The 17,060-nt window shown below is 64.0% G+C and carries 16 protein-coding genes and 1 tRNA gene; 8 read left to right on the top strand and 9 right to left on the bottom strand.

Annotation, left to right across the window (positions count from 1 at the left end; genetic code table 11):
* Position 1 precedes the first annotated feature (1 nt).
* The 4 genes from fdhE (at position 2) to QOS90_RS22630 (ending at position 4,532) form a co-directional block, all read left to right on the top strand.
* Positions 2 to 928 (top strand): formate dehydrogenase accessory protein FdhE, encoded by a 927-nt coding sequence (gene fdhE / locus QOS90_RS22645; RefSeq protein WP_085274029.1) that lies wholly within the window; start codon positions 2 to 4, stop codon positions 926 to 928.
* 155 nt (positions 929 to 1,083) lie between these two features.
* The gene (selA, locus tag QOS90_RS22640) at positions 1,084 to 2,511 is read left to right on the top strand and encodes an L-seryl-tRNA(Sec) selenium transferase (RefSeq protein WP_085274028.1); all 1,428 of its coding nucleotides are present in this window, start codon (positions 1,084 to 1,086) and stop codon (positions 2,509 to 2,511) included.
* Positions 2,508 to 4,430, top strand: coding sequence for a selenocysteine-specific translation elongation factor (selB, locus tag QOS90_RS22635; protein WP_085274027.1), 1,923 nt, complete (start codon positions 2,508 to 2,510; stop codon positions 4,428 to 4,430). The genes selA and selB overlap by 4 nt, the downstream gene beginning before the upstream one ends.
* A gap of 6 nt (positions 4,431 to 4,436) precedes the next feature.
* Positions 4,437 to 4,532 (top strand) — tRNA-Sec (locus QOS90_RS22630).
* A gap of 125 nt (positions 4,533 to 4,657) precedes the next feature.
* Here the strand turns inward: QOS90_RS22630 and QOS90_RS22625 are convergent.
* A complete protein-coding gene (locus tag QOS90_RS22625; protein WP_085274026.1) occupies positions 4,658 to 5,647 on the bottom strand; it encodes an asparaginase in 990 nt (329 codons plus the stop codon).
* Between the two features lie 72 nt (positions 5,648 to 5,719).
* Complete coding sequence (locus tag QOS90_RS22620; RefSeq protein ID WP_027594891.1) at positions 5,720 to 7,162, bottom strand: alanine/glycine:cation symporter family protein; 1,443 nt, start codon at positions 7,160 to 7,162, stop codon at positions 5,720 to 5,722.
* Positions 7,163 to 7,337: 175 nt separating this feature from the next.
* Between QOS90_RS22620 and QOS90_RS22615 the strand changes: the two genes are divergently transcribed.
* Positions 7,338 to 8,147 (top strand): helix-turn-helix domain-containing protein, encoded by an 810-nt coding sequence (locus QOS90_RS22615; protein WP_027594892.1) that lies wholly within the window; start codon positions 7,338 to 7,340, stop codon positions 8,145 to 8,147.
* Between the two features lie 27 nt (positions 8,148 to 8,174).
* Here the strand turns inward: QOS90_RS22615 and QOS90_RS22610 are convergent, their stop codons facing one another.
* Positions 8,175 to 8,993, bottom strand: coding sequence for a TSUP family transporter (locus QOS90_RS22610; protein WP_085274025.1), 819 nt, complete (start codon positions 8,991 to 8,993; stop codon positions 8,175 to 8,177).
* Between the two features lie 470 nt (positions 8,994 to 9,463).
* Here QOS90_RS22610 and QOS90_RS22605 point away from each other — a divergent pair, with 470 nt between their 5' ends.
* Both QOS90_RS22605 and QOS90_RS22600 read left to right on the top strand, forming a co-directional pair.
* A complete protein-coding gene (locus QOS90_RS22605) occupies positions 9,464 to 10,348 on the top strand; it encodes a sugar nucleotide-binding protein (RefSeq protein ID WP_033694227.1) in 885 nt (294 codons plus the stop codon).
* Positions 10,341 to 11,273, top strand: a complete 933-nt coding sequence (locus QOS90_RS22600) for an NAD-dependent epimerase/dehydratase family protein (protein ID WP_085274024.1) — start codon at positions 10,341 to 10,343, stop codon at positions 11,271 to 11,273. Before QOS90_RS22605 ends, QOS90_RS22600 begins: the two co-directional genes overlap by 8 nt.
* A 157-nt stretch (positions 11,274 to 11,430) precedes the next feature.
* Here QOS90_RS22600 and QOS90_RS22595 read toward each other — a convergent pair whose 3' ends face one another.
* Entirely contained in the window at positions 11,431 to 11,874 is a 444-nt protein-coding gene (locus tag QOS90_RS22595; protein WP_085274023.1) for a winged helix-turn-helix transcriptional regulator, read from the bottom strand.
* 98 nt (positions 11,875 to 11,972) lie between these two features.
* On the opposite strand from QOS90_RS22595, the gene QOS90_RS22590 reads away from it, so the two are divergent.
* Positions 11,973 to 13,196, top strand: a complete 1,224-nt coding sequence (locus tag QOS90_RS22590) for an MFS transporter (protein ID WP_085274022.1) — start codon at positions 11,973 to 11,975, stop codon at positions 13,194 to 13,196.
* On the opposite strand, the gene QOS90_RS22585 is transcribed toward QOS90_RS22590, so the two are convergent.
* The 5 genes from QOS90_RS22585 to QOS90_RS22565 form a co-directional block, all read right to left on the bottom strand.
* Positions 13,184 to 13,867: an OmpW/AlkL family protein gene (locus tag QOS90_RS22585; RefSeq protein ID WP_010951793.1), complete on the bottom strand. Its 684-nt coding sequence runs from the start codon at positions 13,865 to 13,867 to the stop codon at positions 13,184 to 13,186. The genes QOS90_RS22590 and QOS90_RS22585 overlap by 13 nt on opposite strands.
* A gap of 109 nt (positions 13,868 to 13,976) precedes the next feature.
* The gene (locus tag QOS90_RS22580) at positions 13,977 to 14,492 is read right to left on the bottom strand and encodes a DUF3299 domain-containing protein (RefSeq protein WP_085274021.1); all 516 of its coding nucleotides are present in this window, start codon (positions 14,490 to 14,492) and stop codon (positions 13,977 to 13,979) included.
* Positions 14,493 to 14,501: 9 nt separating this feature from the next.
* Entirely contained in the window at positions 14,502 to 15,767 is a 1,266-nt protein-coding gene (locus QOS90_RS22575; RefSeq protein WP_085274020.1) for an ABC transporter permease, read from the bottom strand.
* Positions 15,767 to 16,477: an ATP-binding cassette domain-containing protein gene (locus QOS90_RS22570; protein WP_027594900.1), complete on the bottom strand. Its 711-nt coding sequence runs from the start codon at positions 16,475 to 16,477 to the stop codon at positions 15,767 to 15,769. The genes QOS90_RS22575 and QOS90_RS22570 overlap by 1 nt, the downstream gene beginning before the upstream one ends.
* Complete coding sequence (locus QOS90_RS22565; RefSeq protein ID WP_027594901.1) at positions 16,478 to 17,047, bottom strand: DUF2796 domain-containing protein; 570 nt, start codon at positions 17,045 to 17,047, stop codon at positions 16,478 to 16,480. It lies immediately after the preceding gene.
* Between the last annotated feature and the right edge of the window lie 13 nt (positions 17,048 to 17,060).

Genomic DNA, 17,060 nt, shown 5'->3' with positions numbered 1-17,060 from the left:
CATGAGTACGATACTCGTACCCGGGCAGATCGAGGCGTCGGCGGTGGCGCCACCCTTTTTGCACCTGCCACCCAAGGGCTTGTTCGCCCTGCGTGCCGAGCGGCTGGAGCTACTCGCTGAAGATAATGCCCTTGGCGATTACCTGTGGCTGATCGCGCGGCTGTGCCACATCCAGCAGTGGCTTGTGGATAACCCACCTGGTGCTTTGCCTGTGGCCGAAGATCGCCAGCGGCTGTGCATAAGTCATGGGCTGCCGCCGCTGGCAGCCGACAGCCTGGTGCGCGAAGGGCCGTGGCTGGTCTGGCTGCAGACGTTGCTCGATAAGTTCGGTGAAGTGGCCACGGGGCCGTTGGCTGAAGCGCTGCAGGCACTGCGCAAAAGTGACGACGGCCAGCGCAAGGGCTGGGGCATCGCGTTGCTGGCAGGGCAGTTCGATGCCGTGCCGGCCGCGTTTGTGCCGTTTCTGGGCGCTGCGCTGCAAGCCGCCTGGTCCTATTGGCTGCTGGCGCTGCCGGCTTGCGAGCTCAAGCCGGCCGGCAGCTTGGCCCAATGCCCGGCCTGCGGGTCGCCGGCGTTGGCCGGTGTGGTGCGTAACCGTGGCAAGCATAACGGCCTGCGTTACCTGGCCTGCTCCTTGTGTGCCTGCGAGTGGCATGTGGTGCGGGTCAAGTGCGTTTACTGCGAGTCGAGCAAGGACCTGCGCTATACCAGCTTGGAGGATGATCGCCATGCGCCGGGCAAGGCACCGTTGCAGGCCGAGTGTTGCCCGGGGTGCAACACCTACCTGAAGCAGCATTATCTGGAGAACGATGCCGCTGCCGAGCCGCTGGCCGATGACCTGGCCAGCCTGGCGCTGGATATCCGGCTGGATGAGGAAGGGTTTCATCGCCTGGCGCCAAACTTGCTGCTGGCGCCGGGTGGCGGGTGAGTGTCTACACTGCAAGATCGAGTCGCGCCCTTCGCGGGGCAAGCCCGCTCCCACAGGTACTTCGCTGTATTCGGAACCAGCAAGTTCTCTGTGGGAGCGGGCTTGCCCCGCGAAAGGGCCAGAACAGACAACGGATCAGCTGAAGGTAGTACCTGATGTCTTCAAGCCTCGCCAACGACACCCCACGCCTGCCTTCCATCGACACCCTCCTGCGTCATCCGGCCTGCCTCCCGTTGATCGACCGCCACGGCCGCGACGCTGTCCTCGCCACCCTGCGCCTACTGCTCGACGACCTGCGCGAGCCCGCCCATCTGGGCCAACTCAGCACCGCCGAGTTGGCCGCAGAGGTACTGCTCGGTCGCACTGGCGAGCGCCTGGCTACCCAGCAACGCAGCCAGGTCCGCCGGGTGTTCAACCTCACCGGCACCGTGCTGCACACCAACCTCGGCCGCGCCCTGTTGCCGGAAGAGGCCATCGACGCCATGCAGACCGCCGCCCGTTACCCGCTCAACCTTGAGTTCGACCTGGCCACCGGCAAGCGCGGCGACCGTGACGACCTGATCGAAGGCCTGATCCGCGAATTGACCGGTGCCGAAGCCGTCACCGTGGTCAACAACAATGCCGCAGCGGTGCTGCTGGCGCTGAACAGCCTGGGGGCGCGCAAGGAGGGCATCATCTCCCGAGGCGAGCTGATCGAGATCGGCGGGGCCTTTCGTATCCCCGACATCATGGCCCGTGCAGGCGTACGGCTGCACGAGATCGGGACCACCAACCGCACCCATGCGCGCGACTACGAGGCCGCCATCGGCCCGCGCACCGGCCTGCTGATGCGCGTGCACTGCAGCAACTACAGCATCCAGGGCTTCACGACCCAGGTGCCTACCGCCGAGCTGGCGCGCATTGCCCATCAACATGAACTGCCGCTGCTCGAAGACCTGGGCAGCGGCAGTTTGCTTGACCTTTCCCGCTGGGGCCTGCCCGCCGAACCGACCGTGCGCCAGGCACTGGCAGATGGCGCCGATATCGTCACCTTCAGCGGCGACAAGCTGCTTGGCGGGCCACAAGCCGGGATCATCGTCGGGCGCAAGGACCTGATCGCCAAGATCAAGAAGAACCCCCTCAAACGTGCGCTGCGCGTCGACAAGATCACCCTCGCCGCCCTTGAAGCGGTGCTGGCGCTGTACCGCAACCCGGACCGGCTGGCCGAGCGCCTGCCCAGCCTGCGCCTGCTGACCCGCAGCCAGGCCGAGATCCAGGCCCAGGCCGAGCGCCTGGCGCCCGAACTCAAAGCCCGCCTCGATGGGCAATGGGCGGTCAGTGTGGAGCCGGCACTGGGCATGATCGGCAGCGGCAGCCAGCCGGTGGCGCGCCTGCCCAGCGCCGCGCTGTGCCTGCGCCCGCAGGTGTCGAAGAAGCTGCGCGGGCGCAGCCTGCATGTGCTGGAGCGCGCCTTGCGCGAGTTACCGGTGCCGGTGCTGGGGCGTATCGACGACGATGCGCTGTGGCTCGACCTGCGCCAGCTGGACGATGAAGCCCAGTGGCTGGCGCAGCTGCCTGCCCTGCAACTGGGGCCGGTGCAGTGATCGTCGGTACCGCCGGCCATATCGACCACGGCAAGACGGCGCTGCTGCAGGCCTTGACCGGGCAGGCTGGCGACCACCGTCAGGAAGAACGCGAGCGCGGCATGACCATCGACCTCGGCTATCGCTATGCCGCACTGGCCGAAGGTGCGCCACTGACCGGTTTCATCGATGTGCCGGGCCATGAGCGCTTTATCCACAATATGCTGGCAGGGGCGCACGGCATCGACCTGGTGTTGCTGGTGGTGGCTGCGGACGACGGCGTCATGCCACAAACCCGCGAGCACCTGGCGATCATCGAGTTGCTGGGCATTCCTCAGGCGTTAGTGGCGGTCAGCAAATGCGACCGGGTAGCGCCGGCGCGCCAGGCCGAAGTGCACGCGCAGATCGCCGCGCTGCTGGCGCCGGGGCCGTATGTGGGGGCCTCGCAGTTTGCACTGTCGAGCATCACAGGCGAGGGTGTGGAGGCATTGCGCCAAGCACTGCTGCAGGCGCAAGGGCGGGTGCGGCAGCGCAGTGTGCGCGGCGGTTTTCGCCTGGCCATCGACCGCGCCTTCGCGGTGTCTGGCGCCGGCGTGGTGGTCACCGGCACGGCATTGGCCGGCCAGGTCAGTGCGGGCGACACCCTGTTGTTGGGCAAGGCTGGCAAACCCGTGCGGGTGCGCGGCCTGCATGCCCAGAGCCAGGCCGCGCTGATGGCCGAAGCGGGCCAGCGGGTGGCGCTGAACATCGCTGCCGAACGGTTGGCCGTCGAACAGTTACACCGGGGTGACTGGCTGGTGCCCGAATGGCTGCACGCACCCAGCGTTCGGGTCGATATCGAGCTGACGTTGCTGGCGGGAGAAACCCGCCCGTTCGAGCACTTCAGCGCTGTGCACGTCCACCTCGGCACTCAGGATGTGACCGCCCGCGTGGTGCTGCTCGAAGGTGAGGCACTGCTGGCCGGCCAGCGCATGTTTGCCCAGTTGCTACTCAACGCGCCGCTGCAGGCCGTGCATGGCGACCGGCTGGTGCTGCGCGACCAGCGCGCCCAGCGCACGCTGGGGGGCGGGTGGGTGCTTGACCCGTTTGCGCCCAGTCGGCAGCGTCGCAGCGAGGCGCGGCTGCGCCAGTTGCAGGTGCTGCGTGATGCCGAGGGCCTGGAGCAAGCGTTACCCGCTTTGCTGGATGCCGCGCCCGCAGGGCTCGACCCGCAGCGGCTGGAGCGGCAGTTCAACCGCCTGCGTGCGAGCTGGCAGTTGCCCGCGAATGTTCTAGTGATTGCCACACGCCAGGGGCCGTTGCTATTTGCTCGTGCGACGTGGGATGCGTTGAAGCAGCAGGTGCTGGAGCGGCTGGCACTGTTTCATCAGCAGGAGCCCGACCAACTCGGCCCGGACCGCGACCGTTTACGGCGCTTTGCTGCCTTGCCGCTGGAGCGTCCGGCGTTTGTCAGCCTGCTGGATGAATTGCTTGATGAGGGGCAGGTTGCCAGCAGCGGCCCGTGGTTGCACCTGCCCGATCACAAGGTGCAATTGAGTGAGGCCGATAACGCGCTATGGGCGCGGTTGGAACCCCGCTTGCTGGAAGGGCAGTACGACCCGCCGTGGGTGCGGACGCTGGCCAGTGAATTGGGCTGCGCCGAAACGGATGTGCGCTTGCTGATGCGCAAGCTGGCCAGGCTGGGCCTGGTGCACCAGGTGGTGCGGGACCTGTTCTACCCGGCAGCGACGGTACAGCGCATGGCCGCGCTGCTGCTTGGCCAGGTGAGTGAAGCGCCGGTAGTGCAGGTGGCTGCGTTTCGCGATATGTTGGGCATCGGTCGCAAGCGCAGTGTGCAGATTCTTGAGTATTTCGACCGCATCGGCCTGACCCGCCGGGTGGCCGACCAGCGTTACATCCGCGCCGACAGCGCCCTGGCCCAGCAGCAGGCCAGGCACTGAGTTCAAGGAAGGCAATCGCGCCCGGTGGCGCGGCCGGGCTTCAAACCCGGTTGGGGACGGCAGCCGTTCCCGGGCAGGTTCGACTCCCGCTGCCTTCCGCCATTAACTTCTCCCTTTAGGGCCTCTTCGCGGGTAAACCCGCTCCCACAGGGGCTTTACAGTTCTTGAGACGTGTGCAGTACCTGTGGGAGCGGGTTTACCCGCGAAGAGGCCCGAAAGCGCGACGCTTAAGCCCGCTCTCCACACAGATCCAGCGCAAACCACTGCTCAGCAGCTTCTGCACCCAACCCAGCCCCCAGCAGCGCAAACAGTTTGCCCAGCGCTGCCTCACGGGTCATGCCGCCGCCACTGACCAGGCCAGCGCCACGCAGGCGGTTACCCGCCGCATAGGTATCGAACACCACCGACCCTTCCGGGCACTGGCTGATCGCAACCAGCACAACACCCCGCTGACGCGCCGCTTGCAGTACGTCCAGCAATGCCTGGTCATCCGAGGGCCCTGTGCCGCTGCCGTAGCACTCCAGCAGCAAACCTTGCACGCCGCTGTCGAGCACTGCCCGCAGATGCCCGGCCTGCAAGCCAGGGAAAACCGGCATCACCGCCAGGTTGACCGGCTGGCGCGGGTGCTGGTAGCCAAGCTCGGCGGGCAGGGTGGTGGCACGCTCACCGTCGCGATGGCGCGGCAGTGCGGCAAAGGCATCGAAGGCCTCGCTGCGCAGTTTCGAGGCCCGGCAGCCGTGCAGCAACTGCCCGTGGAAGTACAGCTGCACGCCGTCTTCCAGGCCTTGTTCGAACTGGCGCAGGGCGCCGCACAGGTTGTCCCAGGCATCGCTGCCCGGTGCACCGGCCGGCAACATCGAGCCGGTCAACAGCACCGGCACCGGCAAGCCAAGCAACAGGAACGACAACGCCGCGGCGCTGTGAGCCAGGGTGTCGGTGCCATGCAGGACCAGCACCGCATCATGGCCGGCAACGTCCACCGCCTCGACGATGGCATCGCGCATGGCCAGCCAGTAGTGCTGCTGCATGTTGGCGCTGTCGAGCAGCGGGTTCATTTCCTGCAGTGTCCAGTGCAGTTGGGGTGCATCGGCCATCTGGGCGAAATGCTCGCGCATCCGCGCCTCGAAACCACCCGCTGGCGCCAGGCCTTCAGGGGTTTCGAGCATGCCGATGGTGCCCCCGGTGTAGAGGACGAGAAGATTCTTTACTGCGCGCATGGAGATCATCCGAGGCGGTAAGCGGAGAAAGAAAAGCCGCCCGCAGGTGGGGCGGCTGGGCAGGGCAGGATATCAGCGCTGAAGCTGGGCTTGGCCCACGGCTTTGTCAGCGGCTGTTTCGGCCTGCGTATTGGCAGGCCAGGCATTGCGGTCCAGGTCCAGGTCGGCAAACTTGGCCGAATCGAACACTGGCTGCTTGATGCCAGCCTTGCGCTGATCATCGTAGTCGCGCATCACCCGCAGGCCGACCTTGAACAGCAGGGCCAGGGCGACCAGGTTGACGAAGGCCAGGCAGGTCATGGTGATGTCGGCGAAGGCGAACACGGTCGACAGGTCCTGCATCGAACCCCACACCACCAGCGCCAGCACCAGGCCGCGGAACAGCATCAGCACGGCACGGTTGCGGGTCAGGAACTGCAGGCTGTTTTCGCCCAAGTAGTAGTTGTAGAGGATGCAGGTGAAGACGAACAGCGACAGCGCGACGCTGACGAACAGGCGCCCCCAGTCACCGACCACGGCGGCCAGCGAGTTTTGGGTCAGGACGATGCCGTCACCTTCGAAGCCTGGGGTGTAGAAGCCCGACAGCAGGATCAGCAGCGCGGTGCAGGTGCAGATCACGAAGGTGTCGAGGAATACGCTGAACGCCTGGACCACGCCTTGCGCGCCCGGGTGCTTCACGGCCGCCACGGCAGCGACGTTGGGCGCACTGCCCAGGCCCGCTTCGTTGGCGAATACGCCACGCTTCACGCCCATGACGATGGCACTGCCCAGCAGGCCGCCGAACGCGGGGTCGAGGCCGAAGGCGCTCTTGAAGATGGTTTCCAGCATGGCAGGCACGTGCTCGATCTGGGTGCCGATCACGTACAGCGTCACGCCGATGTAGGCCAGCGTCTTGACCGGTACCAACAGGTCAGATACGGCGGCGATGCGCTTGATGCCACCGAGGAAGGTGATGGCCAGCAGCACGGCCAGGACGATACCGGTGTGCTTAGGGTCGAAGGCAAAGGCGTTCTGCAGCGAGTGGGTCACGGTGTACGACTGCAGGCCAATGAAGGCGAAGCCGTAGGTGACCAGCAGCAGAATCGAGAACACGATGGCCATGTTCTTGCGCTTCAGGCCGTGCTGGATGTAGTAAGCCGGGCCACCACGGTACAGGCCGTCACCGTCTGCGCGTTTGTAGACCTGGGCCAGCGTGCATTCGAAGAAGCTGCTGGACATGCCCACCAGCGCGGTGACCCACATCCAGAAGACCGCGCCTGGGCCGCCCAGGGTCACGGCAATGCCAACACCGGCGATGTTACCGGCGCCAACGCGGCCGGCGAGGCTCAGCATCAGGGCCTGGAAGGAGCTCAGCTGGCCTGCCTGGCCACGCAGCGATTCCTTGAACACACCGAACATGTGGGCGAAATGGCGGAACTGGACGAACCGCGAGCGGATGGTGAAGTAACCGCCGAGACCGACGATCAACACGATGAGGAGTTTCCCAGACAGGAAATCGTTGAGTACTTCGAGCATTAAAATGACCTCGATTCTTATTCTTCGTGTGGAATGACCAGCGGACGGCAGGCGCACCGCTATCGTTGGGGCGCATGTTTGGCTATGACAAGAGTGGTTACAATTTCGCGGGTTGCTCTGACTTGATGCGACTTGATGCTACACTTGCGCCATTCGCGTCACCTGGATTCTGAACATGAGCGATCATTTCGCTACCAACCTGAAACTGGCCTGCAGCCACTACCGCTCTATCTCGGAAGTTTGCCGACAGCTGTCGATCAACCGCGCGCAGTTCAACAAGTACCTCAGCGGCCAGAGCCGTCCGACGGCTTTCAACCTCAAACGCATCGGCGATTTCTTCGGTGTCGAGGATTACGAGCTGAACCAGCCGCCCGAGCAGTTCGCTCGGCTGATCGGCGCCCGTGTGTCGGCGGTGGCTGAACAGCCAAGCGACCCGATCAGCGAGTTGTTCCGCCCCTTGCACGAGCACGCGGGCAACCTGTCGCGCTACTGCGGCTATTACTTCGAGTACTCCAACTGCATGTCGGTACCGGGGTCGATCCTGCTGTCGCTGGTGCACCTGCGTGAAGAGCGCGGCCGCTTCCTGTTCGAGCGCCAGGAGCGTCAGGAGCGCAGCAGTGCCACCGACCTGCATGCCGAGGTGCGTTGCCGCTACTTGGGCGCGGCGTTCCAGTTGCAGGACCGGATGTTCCTGATCGACTACGAGTCGCTGACCCTTAACGAGATGAGCCAGACCATCCTCATCCCCAGCTTCAAGAGCCGCATCACCCGCCTGAACGGCCTGAAGACCGGCGTTTCCAGCGGCGACCGCCGCAACCCGGCCTGCACCCGAGTGGTGTGGGAGTACCTGGGGGAAGAGATCAACCGCATCAATGCCTATCGCCAGGTCAAGCTGTACCGGCCGGATGACCCGCGTATCGATGACGACGTGCGCGAGCGGTTGAGTGTGGGGCCGTTGAGTAATGGCTTGTTCGAGATCGAGTAACCTCTCGCTCGCTACTTAAAGCAGCATTTAATACACCTGCCCTGTACTGATGAGCTGTATCCAGCATTGCCTGACCCATTCTCCGATTGGGTTGTTATCGCTGAGCAGGAGCTTGGTTGCCATCAGGCAGCACACTGTAATCAGCAAGGGTTTGATCAGGCGTGGCCCGAAGTGCAGCGCGCAGCGCGCGCCTGCTTGTGCACCGATGATGGCGCATGCTGCCATTGTCAGTGCCAAGTGCCAGATGATCGAGTCACTCAGCACGAACACCGATAGTGCTCCCAGGTTGCAGGATGCGTTGAGCAACTTGCTGTTGCATACCGCCTGCAAGATGTTCTGCCCGAGCAATACAGTGAACGCAACCATGAAGAATGAGCCGGTGCCTGGGCCAAAGATCCCATCATAGAAACCGATCAGCGGCACAATCGTTGCCGCGAAGCAGGCTGTCGATACTCTACGTTTGCGTTCTTGCTCGTTGAGCTTGGGGCTGAGTGCGAAGTAGCCAGCGACTGCGATCAACAAGACAGGTACGCATGCTTGCAGAAATGCTCTGTCGAGCAGGCTGATCGATAATGCGCCCGCCGCACCGCCTGCAAATGACAGAATGGCCATGGGCAAGCCAGCTCGCCAATCAATCATGCGCTTGCGTGCAAATGCCCACACTGCAGAAACGCTTGCCGACGACGCTTGCAGTTTGTTGGTGGCCATTGCAGCCAGTGGGTCAATGCCTACGATGAACAGCGCGGGCAGCGTTAGCATTCCCCCGCCCCCTGCAATGGCATCAAAAAAACCAGCGAGCAATGCGACAACCGCGAGAATTATCAGTGTAGAAACTTCAACTTCCACTCGGTGCCTCCTTGCAACCAAGCGTACCAATAGGCGCCGGTTATCCAGGATAATTTCAGGTGCGTGAAGCGTCTGGCTGTTGTTGATCAGCGGCGCTGTTTGGGCTTGCAGGCCTTATGAAGAAGGGCGAACTGGTAACTGCCCTATTGCAGTGTTAAATCAAGGTGCTGATCGAACTGCAGGTGGAATCTAAAGTGCAGTATTTCAGGCAAGGTTATCGCGATAACGTCCTGTCATTATTTTTTCTTGTATGTAGGTTTTGTCGGGTTTTTTCTGGATCTGCGAATTATTAAGCCAGGCTTTTTTCAGTTGTGATGCAGGACCAGGCTCATGCGCTGTGTAGGGCATTTCTCATGCAGTGGTAGGAATGGGCTGTGCAAGTTCATCCCAGCCTAGGGTTGGACTTCCCCGCCCGGAAACCGCAAAATGACCCCTTTCCCTCAATCAACCTCTCCGGATCTGCTGACTCTATGCGTATGCGCCTAATGCTGTTGGGTGGTGGCAATGCCCTCGGGCAAGCGCTGATTCGTCTCGGGGCTGAAGAGGACATTGCATTCCTGGCACCGCGCCCGCCGGAGAACGGCTGGGACCCGGCCAGCCTCACTCAGCTGCTCGACGATCACCGCCCCAATGCCTTGGTCAACCTGGCCTATTACTTCGACTGGTTCCAGGCCGAGTCGGTCAGCGAACAACGCCTGGCTCAGCAAGAGCGGGCGGTGGAGCGGCTGGCAGAGTTGTGCCAGCACCACCAGATCACCTTGGTGCAGCCTTCGAGCTACCGGGTTTTCGACGGGTCGCGGGCCACGGCCTACAGCGAGAAAGACGAGCCGGTGCCGCTCGGCCTGCGTGGCCAGGCCCTGTGGCGCATCGAGCAGAGCGTGCGGGCGGCGTGCCCGCAACATGTGCTGCTGCGCTTTGGCTGGCTGCTCGATGAAAGCGTCGACGGTGCACTGGGCCGTTTCCTGACCCGCGCCGAACAACCCCAGGAATTGCTGCTGGCAGATGACCGCCGCGGCAACCCGACGCCGGTCGATGACGCTGCCCGGGTGATCCTGTCGGTGCTCAAGCAGCTCGATTGCAGCGCGCCGCTGTGGGGCACCTACCATTACGCCGGCAACGAAGCGACCACGCCACTGGCGCTGGGGCAGGCGATTTTGACCGAGGCTGGCCAGTACCGTCAGCTGGCGGTGCAGGCGCCCACGCCACAGGCCCATGCCGCGCGGCCGGACGCCAGCGAAGAGCCCCAGCACGCCGTGCTGGCCTGCAAGAAAATCCTTCACACCTTCGGTATCAAGCCCCGCGCCTGGCGCGCCGGCCTGCCGCCCCTACTGGACCGTTTCTACCGCCATGGCTGATGCCCCCATCCTGATCACCGGCGGTGCCGGCTTCATCGGCTCTCACCTGTGCGATGCGCTGTTGGCCAAGGGTTACGCCGTACGCATTCTCGACGACCTGTCCACTGGCAAGCGGGACAACCTGCAGATTACCCACCCACGCCTGGAACTGATCGAAGGCGATGTCGCCGATGCCGGGTTGGTCAGCCATGCGGCCGCTGGTTGCGCTGCGGTGGTGCACCTGGCGGCCGTGGCGTCGGTGCAGGCTTCGGTCGAGGATCCGGTAAAGACTCACCAGAGCAATTTCATCGGCACCCTGAATGTCTGCGAAGCCATGCGCCTGCACGGTGTGCGTCGGGTGCTGTTCGCCTCCAGTGCTGCGGTGTATGGCAACAACGGCGAAGGCGAGTCGATTGCTGAAGAAACACCGAAAGCGCCGTTGACCCCTTACGCTGTGGATAAGCTGGCCAGCGAGCAGTACCTGGATTTCTACCGCCGCCAGCATGGTCTGGAGCCGGTGGTGTTCCGCTTCTTCAATATCTTCGGCCCGCGCCAGGACCCTTCCTCGCCGTATTCGGGTGTGATCAGCATCTTCAGCGAGCGTGCCACCCAAGGGCTGCCGATCACGGTGTTCGGGGATGGTGAGCAGACCCGGGATTTCCTTTATGTAGGGGACCTGGTGCAGGTGATGATCCAGGCGCTGGAGCAGCAGCAGGTCGAGGAGGGCGCGGTGAACATCGGCCTGAACCAGGCGACTTCGCTCAACCAGCTGTTGACGGCCCTGGAAAAGGTAATCGGCAGCTTGCCAGCGATCAGCTATGGCCCAGCCCGCTCGGGCGACATTCGCCATTCGCGGGCGGATAACCAGCGCTTGCTGACACGCTTCGATTTCCCGGCGCCAACGCCATTGGTCGAAGGCTTGTCCCGCTTGCTCGGCAAGGCCTGACCGCAGGCTCGGCAACGCACGCCGTCCTGTAGGAGCAGCCTTGCGCTGCGAAGAGGCCGGTGGCAACACAGTAGATTTTCACTGCTGCCACCGGCCTCTTCGCAGCACAAGGCTGCTCCTACAGGAGTCTTGGCTTGCCAGCCACGTGGCGCCGGGCTCAACCGTGCCGCACCACCGTGCGCTGGCAATCATCAGGCCCCAACACCCGCCCATCCCGAGCACGCACTTGCAGGGTCTCGAGCGTTTCCCCTGTGGCGCGGTCCAGCAACGCCGATCGCGTTTCTCCCGCCTCGAACAAGAACTGCTCTCCCCACTGGCGCAAGGCGATCACCAACGGAAACACCGAACGCCCTTTTTCGGTCAGCACATACTCTTTGTAGGCACTGCCATCCGATGCCGGCTGCAACGCCAACAGCCCACTCTCCACCAATAACTTGAGCCTCGAGGCCAGGATGTTCTTGGCCAGCCCGAGGTTCTTCTGAAACTCACTGAAGCGGCGTAAGCCATCGAAGGCGTCGCGCAGGATCATCAGCGCCCAGCGATCACCCAATACTTCAAGGGCCCGGGCTACCGGGCATTGTCCGTTCGTTTCGTCGAGCATCGTGCGGCTCTCTCAAGGGTTCTGGTTGCAGATTAAAACTACATTTGCTAGAAATCCATATGTGGTTTTAATTTGAAACCAGATTGAAGGGATACGCCATGCACACCCCGAACGCTACACAACCCCGTCTGACCCGCGCGATGACCCTGTTACTGGCCCTCACCTGCGGCATTGCAGTGGCCACGGTGTACATCGCCCAGCCCTTGCTCGAGTCCATGGCACGGGACCTGGGGGTAGGGCAGCAGCGCATAGGCTGGGTGGTCGGCGCCACCCAGGCCGGTTATGCGCTGGGCTTGCTACTGATCGTGCCGCTAGGCGACCTGATCGACCGCAAGCGCCTGATCGTCGGCCAGTTGTTGGTTTCGGCCCTGGCCCTGATGGCGGTGGGCATGGCCTGGGACTGGGCGGTGCTGCTGATGGCGCTGGCGCTGGTCGGGTTGATGGCCGTCATGGTGCAGGTGATGGTGGCGCATGCCGCCACCCTGGCCACCCCCGCACAGCAGGGGCAGGCGGTGGGCACGGTCACTAGCGGGGTGGTGCTGGGCATTCTGCTGGCGCGGCTGGTGTCTGGCTTCGTCGCCGACATGGCGGGCTGGCGTGTCGTCTATTTTGCCGCCGCTGGGGTACTGATGCTGATGGCCTGCCTGCTCTGGCGCGGCATGCCGGGTGCCCGGCCGGCGGCGCAGCGCCTCGGTTACCTGGCATTGACGGGCTCGCTGTGGGCCTTGTTCAAGGAAGACCCTGCCCTGCGCCGACGCGGGTTATACGGCTTGATGATCTTTGCCGCCTTCAGCGTGCTGTGGAGCGCGATGGTGCTGCCGCTGAGTGCTTCGCCCTTGGCGCTCAGCCATACCCAGATCGGCCTGATTGGCCTGGCCGGCGTGGCGGGCGCGGTTGCCGCTTCCCGGGCCGGCCGGCTGGCCGATCAAGGCCGCGGCGAGCGTACCACCGGTTTCGCCCTGGCGGTACTGACGGTGTCGTGGCTGCCGACGGCGTTCGTCGAGCATTCGCTGCTGGCGTTTCTAGTGGGGGTGGTGTTGCTCGATTTTGCGGTGCAGGCCGTGCATGTCACCAATCAGAGCCTGTTGCTGGCCGGGCGCAGCGCACAGGCGAGCCGCCTGATTGGCGCCTACATGTGCTGCTATTCACTGGGTAGCGGATTGGGCGCGGTGCTGGCGACCTGGGTCTATGCCCGATGGGGGTGGGCGGCGGTGTGCGGGCTGGGGGCGGGGATCAGTGCGACAGCCTTGGGTTGCTGGCTGGGGGCAAGAACAGGGAGCGTGGCAATGGCCGCCCTCCCTGCCAGGGATCAGAACTTGTAGCCAAGGCCAACCATGTAGACCCACGGGTCGACGTCGACGTCGACCTTGGTCTTGCTGTAGCCCAGCGCGGTCGGGCCGTTGACGCTGGCCTTGGTGTCGATGTCGACGTACCAGACCGAGGCGTTGACCAGCAGGTTGTCGGTGAGCATGTAGTCCATGCCCAGTTGGCCAGCGATGCCGACCGAATCCTGCAGCTTCAGGTTGCTGAAGCCTTGTTCTTTGCGCGCGCTGCTCAGGTCTTCATCGAAGAACAGGGTGTAGTTGATGCCCACACCGGCATATGGCTGGAAGCGGGAGTTCGGCTCCATCGGGTAGTACTGCAGCGACAGGGTCGGTGGCAGTTGCTTGATGTCGGCCAGCTTGCCGTCCAGGCCGCCGCCCAGGCCCTTGACGCCCACGGTGTGCTTGAACGGGGTGGCCGCCAGCAGCTCCAGGCCGATGTGGTCGGTGAGCATGTAGGCGAAGGTCAGGCCCAGCTGGGTGTCGCTGTCCAGGGTTGCCTTGGTGCCCGACACCTTGTTGCCGTCGAACTTGAGGTCGCCGCTGCTTTCGTTCGGTGCGGTAGTGATGGCACCGGCGCGCAGGATCATATCGCCTGCCTGATAGGCGTGGGCGGCAGGGGCGGCGAGCGCAAGGGCCACAAGCGAGGCGCCGAGCAAGGACTTGTTCATGGAAGCTCCCAGAGGACATTAGTAATTGAGTAGTCCAATGGTACGGATGCGTCTAAACCGAAAGTTTGACCCAGCTCAAAGAAGCGTCGGAACGAATTCGAAACAGTTCTCACTTCAGCTCATAAGCGTATATTTTCTCGGCTTCCATCTGGTATCCGGCGTCGGCCAGTTCGCTGCTGGAGGCGCTCACCTGCAGCTTTCCCTCGATCCAGTAGGGCTGATACAGGTCTTCGACGCGCACGCCCATCTCGCTGAAGATGTGCACGATCTGGTTCGAGGGTGGTGGCGGCACGTGGATGCAAGCGCCGTAGTAGGGCACCAAGAGGAACTCGGTGGTGCGGCCTTCTTCGCTGACCTCCAGCGGCACGATGTAGCCCGGCAGCTTGATCTGCTGGCCATCCAGGCTTTTCGCCACCGGGGCATCCGGCGCCTGCTGGCGGGCGGCGGGCGCCGATTCGGCGGCCAGAGCGTCGCTCAGCTGTGACAGGTCGTGCAGCGGAGCCAGTTGCGGCGGGATGACAGGGGCGCCTTCCGGGATCAATGCAGACCAGTCGAGTTCGCGGGGTTCGGCCGCCCAGGTGGGGGCGGCGAGTACTACCAGTGATAACAGAAGCGCGCGGAGCATGGCGTTTTCTCAGAGGTGGATCGACAAGCCATCGGCCAGCGACTGCCGATAGGCTCGCCAGGCCGGCACGCTGCCCATCAGCAGTGCAGCCCCGAGGATAATAGCCAGCAGCGTCCATTCATGGGCACTCGGCAGGGCCAGCGGCAGGAACAACCCATAGTTGGCCTGCACATAGCCCTGCGCCAGGGCGATGCCGGTGTACAGCAAGCCTAGCCCGGCGACGATCCCCACCACGGCCAGCGACAGCGCCTCCAGTACCAGCAACCCGGCGATATGCCAGGGCCGGGCACCGACCGAGCGCAAGATCGCCATCTCCCGTCGGCGCTCGTTGAGGCTGGTGAGAATCGCCGTCAGCATGCCGATCAACCCGGTCAGCACCACGAACAGCGAAACCACGAACAGCGCCTGCTCGGCGGTGCCCATCAGGCTCCAGAGCTCCTGCAGGGCCACCCCGGGCAAGATCGCCAGCAAGGGTTCGTTGCGGTACTCGTTGATTTCCCGTTGCAGGCTGAAGGTAGCGATCTTGCTGTTCAAACCAAGCATGAACGCGGTGATGGCGGCCGGTTGCAGGTCCATGGTACGTGCCTGGTCGGCACTGATGCGCCCGGCACCGCGGGCGGGCACGCCGTTGTGCCAATCGATATGGATTGCCTCCATGCCACCCAGGCTGATATGCAGGGTGCGGTCGACCGGGGTGCCCGTACGCTTGAGCACGCCGACCACGGTGAACGGCTTGTCGTCATGCTTGACCAGGCTGATCGCCGCAACGCCATGCGCCAGTACCAGCTTGTCGCCCAGTGTGTAGTGCAAGGCGTCGGCCACTTCGGCGCCGAGCACCACTTCGAACGGGTCGTCAGCGAAGGCGCGGCCCTGGCTCAGTTCCAGGTGCTGCCTGCGGCCATATTGATAGTGGCTGAAGTAGTCGCCAGTGGTGCCCATCACGCGATAGCCGCGGTGCGAGTCGCCCAGCGAAATAGGGATCGCCCACTTCACCCGTGGGTCCTGGGCGTAATGCTGGTAGCTGTCCCAGCGGATGTTGTTAGTGGCGTTGCCGATACGAAACACCGAATACAGCAGCAGGTTCACCGAGCCCGAGCGGGCGCCGACGATCAGGTCGGTACCGCTGATGGTGCTGGCGAAGCTGGCGCGGGCTTCGGTGCGCACGCGCTCTACGGCCAGCAGCAGGCACACCGACAGGGCAATGGCGAACGCGGTGAGGAAGGCGGTGAAACGGCGGTTGGCCAGGCTGGCCAGGGCAAGACGAAGCAGGTACATCAGGCCTCCCGGGGCTTGGCGGCGCGGTTGAGCTCGGCCAGGGAAAGGTGACGGTCGAATAGCGGTGCCAGGCTCTGGTCATGGCTGACGAACAACAGGCTGGCGCCGGCTGCCCGGCACTCGTCGAACAGCAGGCGGATGAAGGCTTCGCGGGTGTCGGCATCGAGGGCCGAGGTCGGTTCGTCGGCGATCACCAGTTCGGGTTGGCCGATCAGTGCTCGTGCAGCGGCTACCCGTTGTTGCTGGCCGATCGACAGGCTGTCGGCGCGCCGGGCAAGCAGGGCGGGGTCGCCCAGGCCCAGGTGGGCGAGCAGCGTGGCGGCGGCCTGGTCGACACTGCCATGGCGCTGGGCCGCGCGCGTGGCGCGGCTGCGCGAAAAGCGGCAAGGCAGCTCGACGTTCTCGCGCACCGACAGAAACGGCAGCAAGTTGAACTGCTGGAAGATGTAACCCGTGTGGTCGACCCGGAAGCGATCGCGCGCGCCTTGGCCGAGGCCATTGAGGTCGTGGCCGAGCAGGCGAATGCGGCCCTGGCCAGGCAGGTTCACGCCGCCCAGCAGGCCCAGCAGCGTGGTCTTGCCACTGCCGCTGGGGCCTTTGAGAAACAACGCCTCGCCGGCCTCCAGCTGGAAGGCGGGAATATCCAGCAGGGCCGGTTGGCCAGGCCAGGCAAAGACCAGGTCATGCAGTTCGATCAGCGGCTGGCCCATTCAGAACGCGACCGCGGCCTTGGCGGGTGTCGCTTCAACGCCTTTCTGACCTTTAGGGCCGATCAGTTGCACGTTGATCTTCTGGGTAGCGGGGAAGGCCTTGAACAGCGGGGCAAGGTCGATCTGGGTGAGGCTGTCCGGGTTGGCGCAGGTCAGTTGGTAATGCGCACCAATATCGCTGTGCTCATGGCCGTGCTCATGCTCGTCGCCATCGTCGTCGGCTTTCGGGGCATCGCCGAACAGCGGGCTTTCCAGCTCCTGTGCATCGTCCTTGCATCCAGCGGCTGCTGCCAGGCCGAACAGCTGCAAGGGTTGCTCGAGCTGCTGGCGCACGGCGGCGACCTTGGCTTTGTCGGCATCGCTATTGGCAGCGTGCTCGAAACCGACCAGGTTCATCGCCGGGCTGTCCAGCTCCAGCTCCAGGGTGTTGCCATCGAGCACGGCGTTGAGCTTGGCCACGCCATGCTCATGGGCACCGAGGGTGCCATGGGCGTGATCATGGTCATCGTGGGCCTGGGCCATGGCGAGGGGCAGCAGAGCGAAGGGCAGGGCGAGCAGCAGGCGACGCATGGAAGACTCCAGG

This window comes from Pseudomonas sp. LAIL14HWK12:I10 (genome assembly GCF_900184205.1).
Classification (GTDB): domain Bacteria; phylum Pseudomonadota; class Gammaproteobacteria; order Pseudomonadales; family Pseudomonadaceae; genus Aquipseudomonas; species Aquipseudomonas kermanshahensis.
Note: the sequence above shows the minus strand (reverse complement) of the source record. Positions and strands in the feature narration are given on the sequence as shown.